Source organism: uncultured Ruegeria sp., assembly GCF_947504215.1.
Taxonomy (GTDB): domain Bacteria; phylum Pseudomonadota; class Alphaproteobacteria; order Rhodobacterales; family Rhodobacteraceae; genus Ruegeria.
This window is the reverse complement of the sequence record NZ_CANNGO010000005.1, coordinates 242,721-261,314: the sequence shown is the minus strand read 5'-3', so window position 1 is coordinate 261,314 and position 18,594 is coordinate 242,721. Positions and strand designations below refer to the sequence as shown.

Annotated in this window: 19 protein-coding genes; 7 read left to right on the top strand and 12 right to left on the bottom strand. The window is 57.6% G+C overall.

What is annotated here, in order from left to right; translation table 11 throughout:
* Positions 1 to 335: 335 nt before the first annotated feature.
* Positions 336 to 1,514, bottom strand: coding sequence for a Zn-dependent hydrolase (locus Q1B21_RS11950; protein WP_299889618.1), 1,179 nt, complete (start codon positions 1,512 to 1,514; stop codon positions 336 to 338).
* Positions 1,515 to 1,670: 156 nt separating this feature from the next.
* Between Q1B21_RS11950 and Q1B21_RS11945 the strand changes: the two genes are divergently transcribed.
* The 4 genes from Q1B21_RS11945 to Q1B21_RS11930 are packed head-to-tail and all read left to right on the top strand — an operon-like array spanning position 1,671 to position 5,176.
* Positions 1,671 to 2,321 carry a histidine phosphatase family protein gene (locus Q1B21_RS11945; protein ID WP_299889616.1) on the top strand — a complete coding sequence of 217 codons (651 nt, stop codon included), beginning with the start codon at positions 1,671 to 1,673 and terminating at the stop codon, positions 2,319 to 2,321.
* Positions 2,322 to 2,345: 24 nt separating this feature from the next.
* Positions 2,346 to 2,960, top strand: a complete 615-nt coding sequence (locus Q1B21_RS11940; RefSeq protein ID WP_299889615.1) for a glutathione S-transferase family protein — start codon at positions 2,346 to 2,348, stop codon at positions 2,958 to 2,960.
* Between the two features lie 14 nt (positions 2,961 to 2,974).
* Positions 2,975 to 4,030: a saccharopine dehydrogenase gene (locus tag Q1B21_RS11935; RefSeq protein ID WP_299889614.1), complete on the top strand. Its 1,056-nt coding sequence runs from the start codon at positions 2,975 to 2,977 to the stop codon at positions 4,028 to 4,030.
* Between the two features lie 3 nt (positions 4,031 to 4,033).
* Positions 4,034 to 5,176, top strand: a complete 1,143-nt coding sequence (locus tag Q1B21_RS11930; protein WP_299889612.1) for a saccharopine dehydrogenase family protein — start codon at positions 4,034 to 4,036, stop codon at positions 5,174 to 5,176.
* A gap of 94 nt (positions 5,177 to 5,270) precedes the next feature.
* Here the strand turns inward: Q1B21_RS11930 and Q1B21_RS11925 are convergent, their stop codons facing one another.
* From Q1B21_RS11925 to Q1B21_RS11910, 4 genes are all read right to left on the bottom strand, one after another.
* Positions 5,271 to 5,474, bottom strand: a complete 204-nt coding sequence (locus tag Q1B21_RS11925; protein ID WP_298934479.1) for a hypothetical protein — start codon at positions 5,472 to 5,474, stop codon at positions 5,271 to 5,273.
* Between the two features lie 59 nt (positions 5,475 to 5,533).
* Positions 5,534 to 5,761, bottom strand: a complete 228-nt coding sequence (locus Q1B21_RS11920) for a DUF1127 domain-containing protein (RefSeq protein WP_298934478.1) — start codon at positions 5,759 to 5,761, stop codon at positions 5,534 to 5,536.
* A gap of 239 nt (positions 5,762 to 6,000) precedes the next feature.
* Positions 6,001 to 6,318: a DUF3775 domain-containing protein gene (locus Q1B21_RS11915; protein WP_298934477.1), complete on the bottom strand. Its 318-nt coding sequence runs from the start codon at positions 6,316 to 6,318 to the stop codon at positions 6,001 to 6,003.
* A gap of 85 nt (positions 6,319 to 6,403) precedes the next feature.
* The gene (locus Q1B21_RS11910) at positions 6,404 to 7,177 is read right to left on the bottom strand and encodes a DUF1365 domain-containing protein (protein ID WP_299889609.1); all 774 of its coding nucleotides are present in this window, start codon (positions 7,175 to 7,177) and stop codon (positions 6,404 to 6,406) included.
* 146 nt (positions 7,178 to 7,323) lie between these two features.
* Here Q1B21_RS11910 and Q1B21_RS11905 point away from each other — a divergent pair, with 146 nt between their 5' ends.
* Together Q1B21_RS11905 and Q1B21_RS11900 are read left to right on the top strand one after the other, a co-directional pair.
* The gene (locus Q1B21_RS11905; RefSeq protein WP_298934475.1) at positions 7,324 to 7,980 is read left to right on the top strand and encodes a sigma-70 family RNA polymerase sigma factor; all 657 of its coding nucleotides are present in this window, start codon (positions 7,324 to 7,326) and stop codon (positions 7,978 to 7,980) included.
* A 10-nt stretch (positions 7,981 to 7,990) separates the two neighbouring features.
* Positions 7,991 to 8,641 carry a ChrR family anti-sigma-E factor gene (locus tag Q1B21_RS11900; RefSeq protein WP_298934474.1) on the top strand — a complete coding sequence of 217 codons (651 nt, stop codon included), beginning with the start codon at positions 7,991 to 7,993 and terminating at the stop codon, positions 8,639 to 8,641.
* 17 nt (positions 8,642 to 8,658) lie between these two features.
* On the opposite strand, the gene Q1B21_RS11895 is transcribed toward Q1B21_RS11900, so the two are convergent.
* From Q1B21_RS11895 to Q1B21_RS11865, 7 genes are all read right to left on the bottom strand, one after another.
* Complete coding sequence (locus Q1B21_RS11895; protein ID WP_299889606.1) at positions 8,659 to 9,969, bottom strand: adenylate/guanylate cyclase domain-containing protein; 1,311 nt, start codon at positions 9,967 to 9,969, stop codon at positions 8,659 to 8,661.
* Positions 9,970 to 10,019: 50 nt separating this feature from the next.
* Positions 10,020 to 11,258 (bottom strand): DNA recombination protein RmuC, encoded by a 1,239-nt coding sequence (locus tag Q1B21_RS11890; protein WP_299889604.1) that lies wholly within the window; start codon positions 11,256 to 11,258, stop codon positions 10,020 to 10,022.
* 57 nt (positions 11,259 to 11,315) lie between these two features.
* Positions 11,316 to 13,181: a DNA mismatch repair endonuclease MutL gene (mutL, locus tag Q1B21_RS11885; protein WP_299889602.1), complete on the bottom strand. Its 1,866-nt coding sequence runs from the start codon at positions 13,179 to 13,181 to the stop codon at positions 11,316 to 11,318.
* Between the two features lie 281 nt (positions 13,182 to 13,462).
* Positions 13,463 to 14,392, bottom strand: a complete 930-nt coding sequence (locus Q1B21_RS11880; RefSeq protein WP_299889600.1) for a metal ABC transporter permease — start codon at positions 14,390 to 14,392, stop codon at positions 13,463 to 13,465.
* The gene (locus Q1B21_RS11875; RefSeq protein WP_299889598.1) at positions 14,389 to 15,594 is read right to left on the bottom strand and encodes a metal ABC transporter permease; all 1,206 of its coding nucleotides are present in this window, start codon (positions 15,592 to 15,594) and stop codon (positions 14,389 to 14,391) included. Before Q1B21_RS11875 ends, Q1B21_RS11880 begins: the two co-directional genes overlap by 4 nt.
* 3 nt (positions 15,595 to 15,597) lie before the next feature.
* Positions 15,598 to 16,401 (bottom strand): metal ABC transporter ATP-binding protein, encoded by an 804-nt coding sequence (locus Q1B21_RS11870; RefSeq protein WP_299889596.1) that lies wholly within the window; start codon positions 16,399 to 16,401, stop codon positions 15,598 to 15,600.
* 3 nt (positions 16,402 to 16,404) lie between these two features.
* Complete coding sequence (locus Q1B21_RS11865; RefSeq protein ID WP_299889594.1) at positions 16,405 to 17,358, bottom strand: zinc ABC transporter substrate-binding protein; 954 nt, start codon at positions 17,356 to 17,358, stop codon at positions 16,405 to 16,407.
* Positions 17,359 to 17,558: 200 nt separating this feature from the next.
* Between Q1B21_RS11865 and deoC the strand changes: the two genes are divergently transcribed.
* Positions 17,559 to 18,557 (top strand): deoxyribose-phosphate aldolase, encoded by a 999-nt coding sequence (gene deoC / locus Q1B21_RS11860; RefSeq protein ID WP_299889592.1) that lies wholly within the window; start codon positions 17,559 to 17,561, stop codon positions 18,555 to 18,557.
* The last annotated feature ends 37 nt before the right edge of the window (positions 18,558 to 18,594 follow it).

Below are 18,594 nucleotides of genomic sequence, written 5' to 3'. Positions count from 1 at the left end.
GGCCGGTTTTTCAATGCTTGTTTTTGGGGCAGTTGCGTCGAATGATCTTGCGCCCAAACACGTGGCACCGGTCCAAAAAGACATCGGAGAAACACCCTGATATTGGTCTTTGCCGTATCCATTCACTGGCCATCATGACTGCCCCGATGCTTGATCAAATGACGAACTGTATACGGTGATACACCGCGTTTTGTCTCCTATAGGAAACTTTTTTCCATTCGGCAACAACCAACCGCAAGCGATGTGATCGCATGAGCTTTGCAGGTGACTTTCAGGCGTTTCTAGAATATTCACAAATACATCAAATGGTTAAATGACGCGATCTTGCTGCTCGGTCACCCGTTAACGGCAATAACCAGCGCATGAAGGCCTGCAATCAGGTCTTTTTCCAAAGTATCCTCGGCAAAATCGTGACTGATTCCCTTGATCGAAGGTACGAACAACATCGCCGCTGGCATCAGCTTTGCGATGTTGGTCGCGTCATGCAACGCACCCGACGGCATACTCCGCCACTTTCCGGGTGCAACACGCTGTGCTCCAACTTCCAGTTTCGCCTGCAATGCCCTGTCCATCGAGACCGGCTCCAGCCCCAACATCGGGCCAAAGGCTAAACCCATTTCCAAGCGATCGGCAATGTCCTGCGCGGTCTTTCGAATGATCTCCTCCATTCGCAGCAGACGGTCTGGATCACTATCGCGCCACTGCATCGAAAACCGGGCGCGGCCCGGAACGATTGAGGATGCATTGGGATGCACCTCCACATGCCCGATCGTCCAAACCGTTTGTGGCGTTACAACGTTCCGGAACCGCGTGTTGATTTCCGCGTTGAACAGCGACAAAGCCTGAAACGCATCGCGGCGCAGGTGCATCGGAGTGGTTCCGGCATGGTTCTGTTGACCTTCGAAGCTGATCACCATGTCCCGGATGCCCACAATATCCGTCACAACGCCGATCAGATCTCCGCTTTCATCCAGCGACGGGCCCTGTTCGATATGCATTTCGATGAACCCGGTGAACTGACCGGGATCGACAAAACCCCGCGCCAAATCCCGCATGGACGCACGTGCGGCCCCAAGGGTTACGCCTGCGTGATCGGTCAGACTGTCCGCCTGTGACAAGTTCAACCCTCCGGACCAGATTGCTGATCCGGTTGTGACACCAAACCGACCTTCTTCGTCCTGGAAGCTCACGACCGAAATGGGCCGGTCTGAGGCGCGCGCCACTTCAAGGGCCGCAATCACCCCCAGCGCACCGTCCAACCAGCCGCCTTCTGGCTGACTGTCTGAATGCGATCCCATCAAAAGGGATGGTTCCTGGGCAAGACCAAACAGATTGCCGACCGGATCGAAATGCGGTTGCAGTCCAGCCTCTTGCATGCGCGTGGCCAGCCAACGGCGCGCAGCAATATCTGCCTGTGAATAGGCGGGTCGTGTCACACCCTTACCGACGCCCGCAGCACCGAACTCTCGCAGCGCGTGCAGGTCAGCCAGAAACCGATTTTCGTCAATGGCCATGTACTGCTCCGCTCCCACGATGGCCCAAACATACGCCCGGCGCGTCGTCGTGCAAGCCGATCGCATGAATTGCACGGTGTTTTTAGTGCGTGGCTGGCAAACCCCTCTGGTCCCTGCACGGATCCTGCCCTAAGACTTCGGCCAAGAGGGACCGCCATGTCGCACATCACACTGGTTCGTCACGGCCAGGCCAATACCGCCGCAAGTGATGAAAAGAACTATGACAAGCTAAGTGAGCTTGGCCATCAGCAAGCGCGATGGCTGGGAGCGCATTTGCGCGACACGCGCGCGCATCACCCGCGCGTTTACTGCGGTACGCTTATTCGGCATATCGAAACCGCAGCCAGCATGGGGCTGTCAGATCCAATTCAGGATCCTCGACTGAATGAGATCGAGTATTTCAACATCGCGAAACTGTTCGAAGAACAGCATGGTGAGGTCGTTCCAACGGATCGCGAAGGGTTTGTGGAACATCTGCCAAAAACCTTCGCCGCATGGGCCAGTGGCCAAATCAGCGATACGCCGGAAACTTTTTCCGAATTCGAATCCCGCGTGTCCGGCGCGCTGCATGACATCGGAACCGAAGGGGGCCCTGCAATCGTCGTGACCTCGGGTGGTCTGATCTCGATGGTGGTGCGACAGGTCATGGGTTTGGACGTTTCATCGATGGCGCGCGTCGCTCTTGCCATCATGAACACGTCGATGCATCGTCTGCACCCGATTGGCCCACAACTTAGCCCAGTTCTGTTCAATGCTGTTCCGCACCTGGAAGCACCAGACCGGCAGTTTGCCCAAACGCACTTATAATACGATCGCAACGGAGAACACGCGATGCAGCTTTATTATGCCCCACGGACCATTTCGGTCGCTGTTGCCATCGCTCTAGAAGAATCCGGGTTGGAGTATGAAGCGATCCGTTTGGACTTCGCCGCAGGTGAACAAACCAAACCGGCCTATCAACAAATCAATCCCAAAGGCCGGGTTCCGGCGCTGGCGGTGGATGGCGGGATTCTGACCGAAACCGGAGCATTACTGGAATATGTCGCGGCCCAAGCCCCAGAGGCCGGACTGGTGCCCGATGGACCCGTTATGGCGGGCCGAATGCGCGAAGTGATGTATTACCTTGCGACCACAATGCATGTGAACCACGCTCACAAGTTGCGGGGGCACCGCTGGGCGGACAAGAAATCCAGCTGGGACGACATGACTGCCAAAGTGGCCGAGACGATGACCGCATCCTGCGACTACATTGTATCAAATGGTCTGCGAGGCCCTTTCGTGTTGGGCGACCGGTTCAGCCTTGCAGATGCCTATCTTTATATTGTGTGCAGTTGGCTTGAAGGCGACGGTGTAGACGTTGCCGACTTCCCAAAGATCGTCGCCTTTCGCGACGCCATGGAGGCGCGCGCGTCGGTTCAGGCGGTCAGGGCCGCCGGAATGCTCTGAACATAGGATAGCAAATGACACATCTCTGGGTCAGGGCAGAACAGCGCCCCAACGAAGAACGGGTCGGCCTGACGCCCCAAGGGGCCGCAGACCTGATCGCTGCGGGCATCCGCGTGACAGTCGAGGAAAGCTCGGTCCGGGCGATCCCGATAGATGGGTACACAGCAGTCGGATGCGAAATCGCTGCCGAGAATTCCTGGCCCAAGGCGCCTGCAGATGCGATCATCTTTGGCCTCAAGGAGCTGCCCGAAGATGGTTCACCCCTGCCTCATCGGCACATCATGTTTGGCCATGCGTACAAGGGACAACACTCCGGCCGCGCATTGCTTGAACGCTTCAAGGCCGGGGGCGGAACACTGTATGATCTGGAGTATCTGGTGCAAGAAGACGGCCGCCGTGTCGCCGCTTTTGGCTATTGGGCCGGTTATGCCGGGGCCGCGGTGACGCTCAAAACCTGGGCCGCGCAGCAACGCGGCGAAGAATGCCCTGCGGTCGGCGTCTATTCCAGTAAAGACGCGCTGAATTCAGAACTGCTGGCCGAGGTGGATGCCACCGAGTGCCCCCACCCTCGGGCCATTGTCATCGGCGCGTTAGGTCGTGTCGGAACCGGCGCCGCTGATCTGTGCGAGGCGATGGGTGTGCAGGTCACCAAATGGGATATGGCCGAGACGGCCAGCGGCGGTCCATTCCCCGAGATCCTTGACCATGACCTGTTCCTGAACTGCATCTTTGCCCGCCCCGGAACCCCTGTCTTTGTCCCACCAGAGGCTTTGAATGCCAGGCGCACCCTGACAGCCATTGGCGATGTCGCCTGCGATCCGGACAGCGACTATAACCCTGTGCCTGTCTATGATCAGGCCACCACGTGGGAACGCCCCGCCTTGCGCGTGGCCACCAACCCGGTTCTGGACGTGATCGCCATCGACAATCTTCCGTCGATGCTGCCGGTCGAAAGTTCGGAAGACTATGCGGCGCAATTGTTGCCGTCCCTGCTGACCCTGCCAGACCTAGAAAGTGGAGTTTGGGGCCGGGCAGCAGCAACTTACCATTCTCATATCGAAGGGATCTGAGCGATGACCATCCATTGGTGTGGCACCGGCCTATCGGCCATTCCCGGTTTGCGCCGTCTGATCGAAAGCGGGCACAGTGTTACGGTGTGGAACCGAACCGTCGAAAAGGCCAGGGCCGAGATCGGCGATCTGACCGACAACATCCGCGCCTTTGAAATTGACGCGCTCACAGCTGTTCTGGAACCCGGAGATGTCATCGTCTCGATGCTGCCGGGCGACTGGCACGTTCCTTTGGCCGAACTTGCAATCGCAAGGAAGGCAAATTTTGTCTCGTCCTCATACATCGCGCCGGAAATGCGCGCGTTGGATGACAAGGCCCGCGAAGCCGGTGTGGTTCTTGTCAACGAAGTTGGACTTGATCCGGGCATCGATCACCTGATGGCGCATGCGCTATTGGACGACTACCGCGCCTCGGGCGTGTTCGATCCGGAAAACCACCTGAGCTTCATTTCCTATTGCGGCGGCATCCCCAAGAACCCAAACCCGTTCCGGTACAAGTTCAGCTGGTCGCCGCTGGGTGTGCTCAAAGCGTTGCGGTCGCCTTCCCGCTCGATCCGAGATTACGCGCCGCTGGATGTGTCCCGCCCCTGGGACGCGATCAGCAGTTACACGGCCCCTTTGCCCACGCCAGAGAGCTTTGAGGTCTATCCAAACCGCGACTCGCTGCCCTTCATGCGGCAGTACCATTTTGAGGAGCATTGGACGGTCAAAGAGTTCGTCCGTGGCACGTTGCGCCTGAATGGCTGGGCAGATGCATGGTCAGGCGTTTTTAGCGAAATCGAAACCCTGACCGGCCCGGAAGGCGACGCACGCCTGAAGGAAATGTCGGATCAGTTCTGGGACGAAAACGCCTATGACGACGGCGAACCCGATCGCGTCGTGCTGTGCGTTGGCTTGAAGGCCGAAAAAGACGGCGTCGCGGTCTGGCATAAAACCTATGTTATGGATGCCTGGGGTGATGCACGAGGCACCGCAATGGCACGGCTGGTATCAGTCCCGGTATCGCTCGCCGTCGAAGCCGTTCTGAACCGCGCGATCCCGGTCGGCGTGCATGCAGCGCCCAGCGATCCGAAGCTGGTCTCTGCATGGATGAGCCAAATCGACACGTTGGCGCAGCATTTGCAAATCGTGGATCATCTGACCTGACTGAAACAAAAAAGCCATCCCAGACTTTCTAGAATGGCTTTCATTGCTCTTCTTTGGGTGTGTAATAATCGTCTGAATTTATCTTACTGGGCCTTCAGATATACCGCTCTATCGTGTCTTCGACATCGCTTCGGTTGATGCCAAGCTCTGACAACTGGTGATCGGTCATAGCGTTCAATTGCTGAGCAGCGCAGACGATGTCAGGGCTGATCGCCCGGATTCGCATAGCACGGTCGAACAACAACAATGCGCTGGCAGCCGGGGCCGGTTGATCGGTTTGCTGGATAACGTCAAACATACTGGTTACCTCACAAGCATGGTCATGGGGATTGGGATCAGTTCACGCTGAGTGCGTCGTCACTGCCGGTAGGGCTTGTTGTGATACACACTTTCATACGCGCATCGCTTGATCTGGTCCCGCTGGACACCGATGTCGGCCAGTTGATGATCTTCGAGCCTTTCCATATCCCGCACGGTTTTCGAGTAAATCCGGCGGCGAAAGTGCTCAACCTTTGCATCTGCGTATTTTGCAAACAGGCCGTCAAGAGGGCCGCTCCGGGCGTCTACAGTCTGTGTATGTGCCATGTCTTTCTCCTCCTAAACTCTAATTGCGTTGTCTTCACAGCTTCATATCTGGGACTGCTTCCTTAACGTTGCCAAAGCGGGTCATTAAGGTTCTTTTAGACTCGTTGGCAGCAAGGCTTCGGCGGGTCTGATACGCTAAGACCACGCTACAACCCGTGTCTCAACACGGATCTTCAATTCACGGTAAACGTCTGAAGACACTCGAACTGCCACCAAGAGCGTTTGGTCGATAAAGACAGCTACATCAGGTCGTTCTCAACATCCTCGGCTGATATTCCAAGCGCGTCCAACCCGTTTTCCAGATGGTCAGACATATGCGGTGTACCGATCAAGTAGTCGGCGCAGGGGGTCGAAGCTTCGGCTTTGGCTGTCGCAATGGCTTCGGCCAGATCCTCGGCGAAAAAGCTCTCCCGACCGACCCACATGATAGCAACCAGTTCGGCCTGCTCATCTTCGCTCATGTGATCGACAAAGGCGCGTAGCTCGCCCTCGGCCCGGTTCAGCTCGCGGCCCATCATCGCAACCTGGGCGACTTTTCTTGCCGAGATTTCCAACATCCTTCAGCTCCTCATGTTCGCGGTTCTTGCCCATGACAACCATTCAACCAAGCCGGAGTCTTTGATCTCACGCAAACTGAAAAGGCTATCGGCGTACGCGGGACATGGGCCGATCTGGAACCGGGGCAGTGCGAAACGGACGGAAGGTTGCTTTTTTGAACAAGAGCTTAAAGGCCTGCCAAACGATCAGCGTGAACGTTCGCCGCGCACCGAATGGGCGCCTTAGCAGCGACCACAGAATCACGCGATTGGTCTGCGGCTGGCGCGGACCGGTCAGCGTGGCAATCAGACCACCGCCGTCACGTCCATAGTCGATCCAAACGCCAACCCGATCCGGGCGATAGTCAAAGCGGAACGTGTATGACCCTTCGATCTTTTGGAAGGGCGAGACATGCATCAACTTGTCCGCAACGACCCGATCCCCGGGTTCGATCTGCGAAAATTCGGGTTTGTGACACAGATAGCTATGACGCGTGCCAAAGGTATTGGTGACCTCGGCCACCACCGCATAAAGCGTTTCTTCCTCGTCAAAGCAGAACCAGAAACTGACCGGGTTGAATACGTGGCCCAGCACACGAGGTTGCGTCAACAACATGATCCGCGCGGGTTGCGACACATCTTTCACGTCAAATTGCGCACGCAACCAAGCGGCACCTGTGCCTTGCCCCGGCTCACCACCATGATCTCGGGTCCGCCAATTTGTGATGTTCACGCGGTCAATTGAGAACAGCGCTGGCGTTTTCAGTTCTGCTTCCGGGTCGAGCAAAATGTAGTCTATCGAATAGCGAAACGCGTTTTCAATCGCGCCTTTGCGCCCATGATAGGTATGACCGGCAATATGATCGACTATTTGTGTCATTCGTTGTTTTCTGTTCTGCCTGTAAACTGTTCAAAAGGCGTTCTTTTCCCCGAAAGCCTGTTTACCTGAATACGAAAGCTAGCGCAGTTTGGATTAAAATGACCCCGTAAAGTGATCCGGCTTGGGCCGCGCCACGTAATGTGGTTATGTTTACCGAGATGAATACCGCGACCATCGACGAGCCCCCGACCGAGACGGTCGTGTCTCGGTCATGGCGTGCAAAGAAACACATCAAGGGCAAGCCGGTGAACGGAACCAAAGAAAGTTGCGACACCAGGGCCGAGTGGGTGGACCATGTCAAACGCATCCGGGACACGCAGGACCAGGCGGCATTTGCCGAACTGTTCCAACACTTCGCACCTCGTATTAAGGCCTTCCTGATCCGCTCAGGATCTGACCCTGCAATGGCCGAGGAGTGCGCACAAGAGGTGATGGCGACCCTGTGGCACAAGGCTCGTCTGTTTGATCCAACACGGGCAACCGTGGCGACATGGGTGTTCACAATCGCCCGAAACAAACGAATTGATGTTCTGCGCAAACAACGCCGCCCCGAACCCGAAGAACTGGGTTGGGGCCCCGAAGCGGAACCCGAACAGGACGATGTCATCGTTCTGCAACAAGAAACCGCGCAATTGCGTACCGCCCTATCGGCGTTGCCAGACGCGCAGAGACAGCTGATCGAGAAGGCGTACTTCGGAGATCTGAGCCATCGAGAAATCGCCTCTCAGACCGGGCTGCCCCTTGGCACGATCAAATCACGGATACGGCTGGCGCTGGATCGCCTGCGCCATGCGATGAACTGAGATGAATGAGATGAGCAAAACGATTAAACATCATCTGACGGACGACTTGCTGATGGCTTATGCGGCCGGAAGCTTGCCCGAGGCGTTCGACCTGATGGTCGCCACGCATCTGTCCCTGTGCGACGATTGCCGCGCGCGGGCTGAAAGCTTTGATGCTGTGGGTGGACATGTTCTGGAACAGCAAGGCCAACCCGTCAGCATGAGCGATGAATCCCTAGCTGCCACGATGGCTTTGATCGCTCAGGGCGCACCGACCCCCAAACCCGCTCGACCGGGTTGCGCCGTTTTACCTGCCCCGCTGCAGGATTATGTTGGCGGTAGTGTTGCTGATATTCGCTGGCGGTCCATCGGCATGGGCGTCAAACAGGCGATCCTGCCGACTGGTAAGGATGCCACCGCAAGGCTGTTGTTCATTCCCGCAGGTGCCGCAGTGCCCGATCACGGACACAACGGCGTGGAATTGACAATGGTGCTTCAGGGTGCGTTTTCCGATGAGGTTGATCGCTTCGCCCGTGGCGATGTCGAGATTGCCGACGAAGATCTGGAACACACACCTGTTGCAGATATCGGCGAAGATTGCATCTGCCTTGCGGTCACCGACGCGCCGCTGAAATTCAGCAAGCTCGTGCCGCGCCTATTCCAGCCCTTCCTGCGGATCTGACCTAGGCGTCAGTCGGATCAACTTCCGCCCGTGTAGTGCTCTTGAGGTATCCCAAGCAATTCCAACGTACCTCTGCGACCTCTGACTTCGATCGGGGGCAGCGACACCAGCTTTGCATTCTGCCCGGCCTCACCGGCAGCACTGATTAGATCAGCCGACAGGATCATGACCATTTCGTGTGATCGCGTCAGGTTTTCCAGCCGGGCCGCGATGTTGACGGTGTCCCCGAACACCGAAAATTCCAACCGCTCCTGATCGCCAATCACGCCGATAAAGACCTCTCCCCAGTGCAGCCCGATCCCTGTGTCCAAAGCTGGCCGCCCTGCCTGTCTACGTTCGGTGCTCCACACCTGCATTTCTTTCCACAGCCCCATACCGCAATCTAGACAACGGCTGGCAGCTTGATCCCCTTCGAAAACAATCATCACCGCATCGCCGATAAACTTGTCGATGATCCCGTTCTGGGCCCGAACGACCGCTGAAACGCGGCTGCGGTAATCCGAAACCAGTTCGGACACTTGCTCGGGGCGAAGCTGTTGCGACACTGTTGTGAACCCCCGCAAGTCGATGAAAATCAAGCCTGCCATCTGACGTCGCCCAGTTTTGAGAGCGGCCAAGCCACTGTCGCCAAGATCTTCAACCACCTGAGACGGTAAGTACCGCGTCAGGTTGGCCCGGCGTTGTGCTTCTGTAATCGAGCGGAACAGCAAGGCATGGACGCGGCGTGCCGCGACGATAAGCACGATGCCTGCAAGTGCAATCATGAACAGTCGGATAAGATTTGGCGGCAGTGACAAGAACAACCAGATCGGGTTGTCTTCCAATCCACGCGTCGACCCAGCGTCAACGCCAACCAAAATCAACAACCCCAGTACAAGTAACCCTACCTGCAATGCCATAATCTTTGGGTTACCACGCAAGACGCCGAAGGCGAGCACAATCGGGACCAGCCAAACCGCTGGCAGCACGAAAACCGCATCCCCGGATAGACCCACGTTGCGCATTCCCACCCAGACATTCGCAACAAGAAATAGGGAATCCGCCGCTGAGACAGGCCAGGCAACCCAGGCTGAAAAATGACCGCGTCGTGCGGTCCACCACGTTGCCAATCCCAGAACGAAATAGGCAAGCATCGTACTCAGGGCAAAAACCCATTGCCGCTCCAGAACGGCGTGCCCTGAATTGACCACTGGCTGGACCGTAAACAAAAAGAACAGGGCCAGGCCAGCTGCGACCAGCATGCGCAGCAATCCGACAATCCGTTCTGCGTCCTGTTCGGCCTGTTCGAGCAGCTCGGAAGTATTCGGCGACTGACTAGTTGTGTTCATTTTGCTGTATGAGCTCCACGCTGCCTGTCTACCGGTGCGTTCGCTTGGGATCACCCTTCCTGTCGGGTCAACGGAACAACTCCCGGTGTTTCATCCGGGGCCAGTTCTTCGAAATCAAAATTGTCCAGCCGCTGCGCCCGACGGCCTGCCTTTTCGGCGCTGATCTTGATTTCCGAGATATCTTTTGCCGCCTGCCCAAAATGCCGATCCAGGTTGGTCACCCGGTCGCCCAGACGGTCGACGTCCTTGTGGAGCAATCCCAATTCCTTGCGGATCGCGCCTGTTTGTTCCCGCATCCGCGCATCTTTGAGGATGGCGCGCATCGTGTTCAAGGTCGCCATGCACGTGGTGGGTGAGACGATCCAGACGCGCTTGGAAAAACTCTCTTGAACCAGTTCCGGGAACTTGGCGTGCAGCTCGGCATAAACAGCCTCGGAGGGCAGGAACATCAGCGCACCGTCGGCAGTTTCGCCGTCCAGTATGTATTTCTCTGAGATGTCCGTGATGTGCTTGCGCACCGTGCTTCGGAACATCTGTACCGCCGCTTTCAGCTCCAAATCGGTGCTCGAATTGATCAAAGCCTCATAGGCTTCCAGCGGGAACTTACTGTCGATGACAATAGGTCCGGGCGGGTTCGGCAGGTGAATAAGACAATCAGCGCGACGGCCATTTGACAGGGTCGCCTGCAGCTTAAAACTGTCAGAGGGTAAAGCCTTGGACACAATATCGTTCAGCTGAATCTCACCAAAGGCACCGCGCGTTTGCTTGTTCGACAGGATATCCTGCAAGGACAACACGTCACCCGACAGCTTGGTGATGTTGTCCTGCGCCTTGTCAATCGCCGCCAGACGTTCCTGCAATTGCGTCAGCGAGGTCGCGGTTTGTTTCGATGATCCGTGTAAGGATTCCTTCATCCGCTCTTGCATATCAGCAAGTGCACGGGCGGATTTCATGGCGTTGTCGGCCAAACGGTCATTCATCTGCTGCTGAACCGAAGACAGCCGCGACTCGACCGTCTGGATCACCTGCACCTGCGCGTTGGCCTGCGTATCCGAGACATGCTGCAACCCACCCCGCAGCTGATCCTGCCCTTGGCCCAGTTGCTGTACATGTTGACCCAAATGCGCCATTTGCCGTGCCAGAGGTTCCGCCATCCGGGCTGATCGACTGGCCGCACGTAAAGACAAAAACAGTAGGACCAGAATCAGCAGGACCACCCCGACCCCCGCCAAAACGGTCAGAACCATTGGGTCGATCAACGAATACTGTATGCCTGCAATCTCTATCATCTTAGTCAGTATGTTCTCGTTTTGTTTCTATTCTTGTAATCGGTTCCACGCGTCGGATCAACTGCGTCCGAACAGCCGTTCGATATCGCTCAGCTTGAGTTCAACGTATGTCGGGCGTCCATGATTGCACTGACCGGAATGCGGCGTCGCCTCCATTTCGCGTAGCAGGGCGTTCATCTCTTCCGCTCGCATCCGGCGGCCCGACCTTACGGACCCGTGACAGGCCACCCGGCTCAGTATCGCCTCGATCCGTGCCTGCACCGTCTGGCTTTCGCCCTGGTCTGCCAGCTCATCCAGTATGTCGAGGATCATGGCGCGGGCGTTGACTTCGCCTAGAATGGCCGGAGTTTCCCGCACCGCAACCGCACCGCCACCAAATGGTTCGATGGTCAGACCGAGACGCGACAAATCCTCGGCGACGGCCATCAGACGCGCACAATCCCCATCGGACAGTTCTACGATTTCCGGAATCAACAGCGCCTGCGCGGCCACGCCATTCTCAGCCATCTGGGTTTTCAGTTTTTCGTAAACCAACCGCTCATGCGCGGCGTGCTGATCGACGATCACCATACCATCGGCGGTTTGAGCGATGATGTAGTTTTCATGAACCTGCCCGCGCGCTGCCCCCAACGGAAGGTCCTGTGCAGATTGTTCAACCTCTGCAGCACCCGCACGCTCGGCGGGATTCGCGTCAACGACGCTTCCGCTGTAGTCATTGGCCAGCTCAGCAAAGCCCGGCGATTGCGCCCGATAAGCCGCTTGTCGCGCGGCAGGGGATGGCCGATCCATCTGATAGACGCGTGCCGGACCGGGTGCCGCCTGTTCAGGCCGCATCGCGCCCAGGGTTGCATTGGATACCGTCGATGACGCCCGATGCCCGGCCTCGGCCAGAGCGTGGCGCAGGCTTGAAACAATCAACCCGCGCGCGACGCCTGGATCACGGAACCGCACTTCGGATTTCGCAGGGTGCACGTTCACGTCCACCAGAGTTGGTTCGCAGTCGATAAACAGCGCCGCCGCCGGGTGGCGGTCGCGGCTCAGAAAATCAAAATAGGCGGCGCGCAGGGCGCCGGTCAGCATCTTGTCACGCACTGGTCGACCATTGACGAACAGATATTGTGCCACAGCCGCGCCACGCGAATATGTGGGCAATGCGGCGTAACCATACAGCCTGATCCCCTCACGCGTGGCATCAATCTGCAACGCATTTTCGGCGAACTCGCGGCCGATCACGCGGGCCAGTCTGGCATGTAAAGCGTCGAACAGATCACCGTTCTCGCGATCAGCGCGGAAGGTCACGCGGCCTTCACCGCCACCCGATACGTCACGCAAAGTGAAGGTCACCGCAGGTTCCGCCATAGCGAGGCGTTTCACCGTATCCGAGATAGCCTGCGCCTCGGCCCGGTCTGTGCGCATGAACTTCAGCCGTGCGGGTGTGGCAAAAAACAAATCCCGCAATTCAACCACAGTTCCGGCGCGCAAGGCCGCAGGTTTCACAGCCTCGGTCTTCCCACCCGATACCCGGATCAAGGCGGCCTCACCCTCTGGCACGCGGCTCGTGATGGTCAATCGGCCGACAGCTCCCAGCGAAGGCAGTGCTTCCCCACGAAAGCCGAAAGTATGGATGTTCAGCAGGTCAGACCCATCAATCTTGGACGTCGCATGGCGCGACAAGGCCAGCGGCAGATCATGCGACGCGATCCCACACCCATCGTCAGTGACCCGGATAAGTGTCTTGCCCCCGTCGGCAATATCGATGGCGATCCGGGTGGCACCTGCATCAATGGCGTTTTCAACCAGCTCCTTGACGGCCGAGGCAGGACGTTCGACGACTTCACCCGCCGCGATCCGGTTTATCGCAGCATCGTCGAGTTGCCGAATCATGGGGCGATTTTCGCGGATATTGGGGTTTGGTTGCGCCATACCGCTAGACCTAGCACAACCAAGCGCGATTCTGCCACTGGTTTGAATGTCATTGATTGCTGTTTCAGCAGGCGTCCGGACAATCGTTACCAGCCACCAAAATGCGGCCAGCGTTGATCACGACCGTCCGGACGAGCCGAAGTGAGTGGTGATGTGATAGCTCCTAATATCAATCGACCTAACACGCGATTTTCTAAAAATCTTGTTAAGACTCATGTCGCAAATTTCTGGGCAGAGATTGGCCGATGACATGCGATCGACGCTGGCGATAAAGCGCCAATTCACGAAGAGTTTTGCACACCGACACGGGCGCGACACGGGCCAAACATGGCCGTTAGGGCAAGAATCAGACCCGATATCGTAGCGATCATTCCCGCCGCGCTGACTGCATCCGCGCCCCCTAGCCACAATGGCCCATACCCCGCCAGCACATAGCCGGCGACCGCCGAAGTGATGGCGAAGACAACGCTGCAGATAATCTGCGTTTCCAGCCGATTGGTCATCATCCGGGCGGCTGCAGGCGGGCAGATGAACATGGCAATCACGATGATAGACCCCACGGCATCAAAGGCCGCCACGGCAGCGATAGCCGCCGTGATGACCAAGGCCATGCCCAATGCACCCGTGCGAATGCCGATGGTCCGGGCAAACCCTTCGTCGAACGTGGATATCTTCAACGGGCGCCAGAACAACCAGGTGAACAGGATCACCCCAATCAGGGTCAGCGCAATACGCGACAGCTCAGACGGTAGCCCCGCCAGTGCTTCGAGGTCCCAAAGCGAGGACCAGCCGGTCGCATCCAGCCAGATCAGGCTTTCCAGATTGCCATACAGCGCGTGTTCAACATCCAGATGCACGGTCGACGTATCAGTTTGCTCAAGCAACAGAACACCTGCCGCAAACATTGTGGTAAAAACAACGCCCATTGCAGCACCGGGTTCGATCTGCCCAAGACGACGGATTGCCTCGATCAGAACCACCGCCACAATGGCGGCACCTGCGGCCCCCAGCATCATCGGCCAGGTTGAAATCGCACCGGTCAGCAAAAACGCCACAACGATGCCGGGCAGAACAACATGACTGATCGCATCCCCGATCAAAGCTTGTTTGCGCAAGACCAGAAAGTTGCCAGGCAAGGCGCAGGCAACGGCTGCAAACGTGCCAATCAAAAGGGGCGTCAGCGACAGGGGGACAAATTCTTCACTGCTCATGACGGGACCTCCTGTGGGCCGCCAATGCGGCGATCAATCTCGGCGATCTGGTCCTGGGTCAGAACCGTGTCTATGTCGCGCAGACCATCGTAAAGCGCCGCCGTCGCCTCGTGCGCTTGATCCGACCGCACAACCTCCCATCGTTTTTCGTCGCGCAATGCTTTGGCGGCGCGGGCTTTGCCGGGGTCCGTCGCGACACCATCCGCGCGAACCAAACCGGCGCGCCGCAAAAGGCGCAGCGTCAGAGGTTCGTAAATCTTCTGATCCTGCGCCAGTGCCAACAGGCCCTGCCGAATATGCACGCGTTGCTGGAATTGAAGATGCCGCAATACGGCGGCCAGAACACCTCGGACCGGGGCAAAAAACAAAGACAGGGCGAAAAACACAAAACTGACCAGAACGATGATTGGGCCAGTCGGCAAATTTGGGGCTGATGCCGAGAAGGCCGCCCCGACATAGCCCGCCAATCCACCCGCAAGACCCGCCAGCAGAACCACCCGATCCGAACGTTCGGACCAAAACCGGGCTGTCACCGGTGGGATGATCAGCAAGGCAACAATCAGGATAAGGCCGACGATTTTCAGGCCGACCACGGTAACAGCCATCACCAGCCCCATCATGGCAAGGTCAATCCGGTGCACCGGTAGCCCGCGTGCCGCGGCATAGTCCGGGTCAAACGCAACCATTGTCATTGGCCGCCGGATCAACACGACCAAAAGTAACGTTGCCGCTCCTCCTATGGCGATGATCAGCGCGTCAGCCCAAAGCATTCCGGCGGTCGAGCCTAACAGGAATCCTTCCAACCCGGCCTGACGGCCAACACCCATGGTCTGGATGACCGTCAGCAAGACAATTCCGAACCCGAAGAATACAGACAGAACCGCACCAATCGCGGCGTCTTCTGCCAATCGTGTGTGACGGGTCAGCCAGTTCATGCAAAGCAGGCCCACCCAAGCCGAGATAGCAGAGCCTGCGAGCAGTCCCGGCAGGTTGCGTCCATCCCCACCCAGCGCGACCAGAACCATAAAGGCCAGACACACGCCCGGCAGGGTCGCGTGGCTGATCGCGTCACTGACCAGCGCACGCTTGCGCAGGAACAGGAATGTACCTGTCACCCCAGCAGACACGCCTAGCAAGGTCGCACCAATAGCGACCAGCGTGGCGTTGTAGCCAAGCTGCAAACTCAGAGCATCCCAAAGCATGATTTATCCCAGTGCGCGTGAGATCTGGTCGATCTGCGCAGTTGCCAATCGACCGCCATACGCAGATTGCAGGGTCTCAGCAGTAAAGGCTTCTGCCACAGTTCCCTCAGCCACTTTGCGTGTGTTGATCAGGAAGACATGGTCAAAGTAGTCCGTGACCGTCGCCAGGTCGTGATGCACGACCACTACGGTCTTGCCGGCCTCTTTAAGCGATTTCAGCACCTCGATAATCGCTTTTTCGGTGGCCGCGTCGACCCCGGCAAAGGGTTCATCCAGTAGATACAGATCTGCATCCTGAGCAAGCGCGCGCGCCAGAAAGACCCGCTGCTGCTGACCGCCAGACAATTGTCCGATCTGTCGGTCTGCAAAATCCTGCATGCCAACTCGTTTCAAGCATTCCTTGGCGTAAGACACATGGCGGGCACGAACACGCCTCAGCAAGCCCAATTCGCGCGACAGCCCCATCAGAATCACATCGATCACACGGGTGGGAAAGTCCCAATCTACACTGGCACGTTGCGGGACATACGCGATACGTGCGCGCTGTTTTTCCAGCGGCCTGCCAAACACGCTCACCTGACCAGATAAAGGTGAGACAATCCCTAGCGCCGCTTTCAGCAAGGTCGATTTCCCGGCCCCGTTCGGACCAATGATCGCTGTCATGGCGCCGGGCTGCACGGTCATGTCTACCGAAAACACGGCCGGTTTTTGGCCGTAGGACACGGTCAGACCCCGGATGGCCAGGGGGCTTGCCACCAACCCTTGGGCCGCCACTTTGGCACCTTGATCCGCTACCAGATCCAGCATTTCTCAGAACCCCGCCGACAGTCTTCCGTCCATGCCGCGACCGGGCACGTCACCGTCCAATGCCCCGGCAATCACCGTTATGTTGTGATCCAGCATGCCAACATAAGTGCCTTCGTAGGTCCCGTCATCGCCCATGGCGTCCGAGAACAGCTCACCACCAACCTTAACCTCGTGCCCTTTCGCGGCAGCACCTTCGATCAGCGCCCGCATCGAACGATCCGAGACCGAGCTTTCGACAAAAACGGCCGTGATCTGACGATCGACCAGCAAATCAACCAACTCGCCAATCCGGTTCAACCCCGCCTCAGACTGGGTCGAGATGCCTTGAATGCCCAGCACCTCGAACCCGAAGCTTTCACCAAAATAGCCAAAGGCGTCATGCGCCGTGACCAAAACCTTGTTGTTGTCCGGCACTGTCCCAAGCGTGTCCTGCGCATAGGCGGTCAGACGGTCGACATCAGCCAGATGGGCCTGCGCGTTGGTCGCAAAGATCTCGGCCGCTTCGGGGCGTACTTCCGTCAACGCGGCCTGCACTTCGATGACAACATCACGCCACAGCTCGGGCGTCATCCACACATGTGGGTCGTATTTGTCGGCATAGTCGTCATGGGCGCGCAGTTTGGATTTATCAATTCCATCCGCAACCGCGATAACGGTCCGTTTACGCGCCAGGTCCTGAAAGAAGCCTTCCATCTGCGCTTCAAGATACAGACCATGCCACAGCACCAGATCTGCGCGAGTCATCGCCACAATGTCACTACGGGTCTGGCGATAGGCATGCGGGTCAACGCCCGGTCCCATCAAGCCCTTAACCTCGACCTGATCGCCACCGACCTGACGCGCCGCATCTGCAATCATGCCTGTCGTCGCAACCACTTTCAGCGGCGCGTCAGCCCAGGCTGCGATGGGCAAAGCAGCGGCAAGTGCCAAAGCTGCAAGAAAACTGCGACGAATCATGTGCGTGCCTTTCAAGATGCTCTCTTGCGACTGAATATGAGAACCATTCGCAACTAAGTCAACGCTAATGCGAATTATTCGCAACTAAATCCCCGTATTTTGTCCAAATGGTCAAATAATCTCCTGCCAATCGGCTTGTATGCCTTCCAATTGGTCGCATGCCGTGCGATTTTGGCGCAAACCTCCCAAAGGACGTGAAGATGGAAACGCAGAGCTCAGAAAGCCCCGTGCGCACCGCGCATCTGCCGCAAGTGACTGAACCCCGCAATCCGGGCATGGATCTCGATCTGGATTGGGTGCGCGCCGTGCAGGCCAATACCTCGGCCATTGAGCGCCGCGCCGCCACCCTGCCCGGTCGACGGTCGGTCAAGAAAGAGTATCAGGCGGCATGGTTGCTTAAGGCGGTCACGATGATCGATCTGACCACCCTGTCCGGCGATGACACCGTGGGTCGTGTCCGGCGCCTATGTGCCAAGGCGCGGCAGCCGGTGGCTCCTTCGACACTGCAAGCATTGGACATGCCACCAATCACAACCGGGGCGGTCTGCGTCTATCACGACATGATCGAAACCGCGGTAAGCGCATTAGAAGGAACCGGGATTCCTGTTGCGGCCGTCTCGACCGGCTTCCCCGCAGGTCTGTCGCCCTTCCATCTGCGCGTAGCCGAAATCGAGGAAAGCGTGAAGGCCGGAGCAGAGGAGATCGACATCGTGATCTCACGCCGCCACGTCCTGTCGGGTGACTGGCAAGCCTTGTATGAAGAGATGAAGGCCTTTCGCTTGGCCTGCGGCGACGCACATGTCAAAGCCATCCTTGCAACGGGCGAACTTGGATCCTTGCGTAACGTGGCGCGCGCCTCGCTGGTCTGCATGATGGCCGGGGCGGATTTCATCAAAACCTCGACCGGCAAAGAAAGCGTCAATGCCACGCTGCCCGTGTCGCTGGTGATGATCCGCGCGATCCGAGATTACTATGACCGCACCGGGTATCGCGTGGGTTACAAACCTGCAGGCGGTATCTCGAAAGCCAAGGACGCATTGGTCTACCTGTCTCTGATCAAGGACGAATTGGGCGATCGCTGGTTGGAGCCGGACCTCTTCCGTTTTGGCGCGTCTTCCTTATTGGGCGATATTGAGCGGCAGTTGGAACACTATGTGACTGGAGCCTACTCGGCCGGATACAGGCATTCGATGGGGTGAGCCCGTTGGTGACGTTTGGGCGATGAGTATTTGGGAA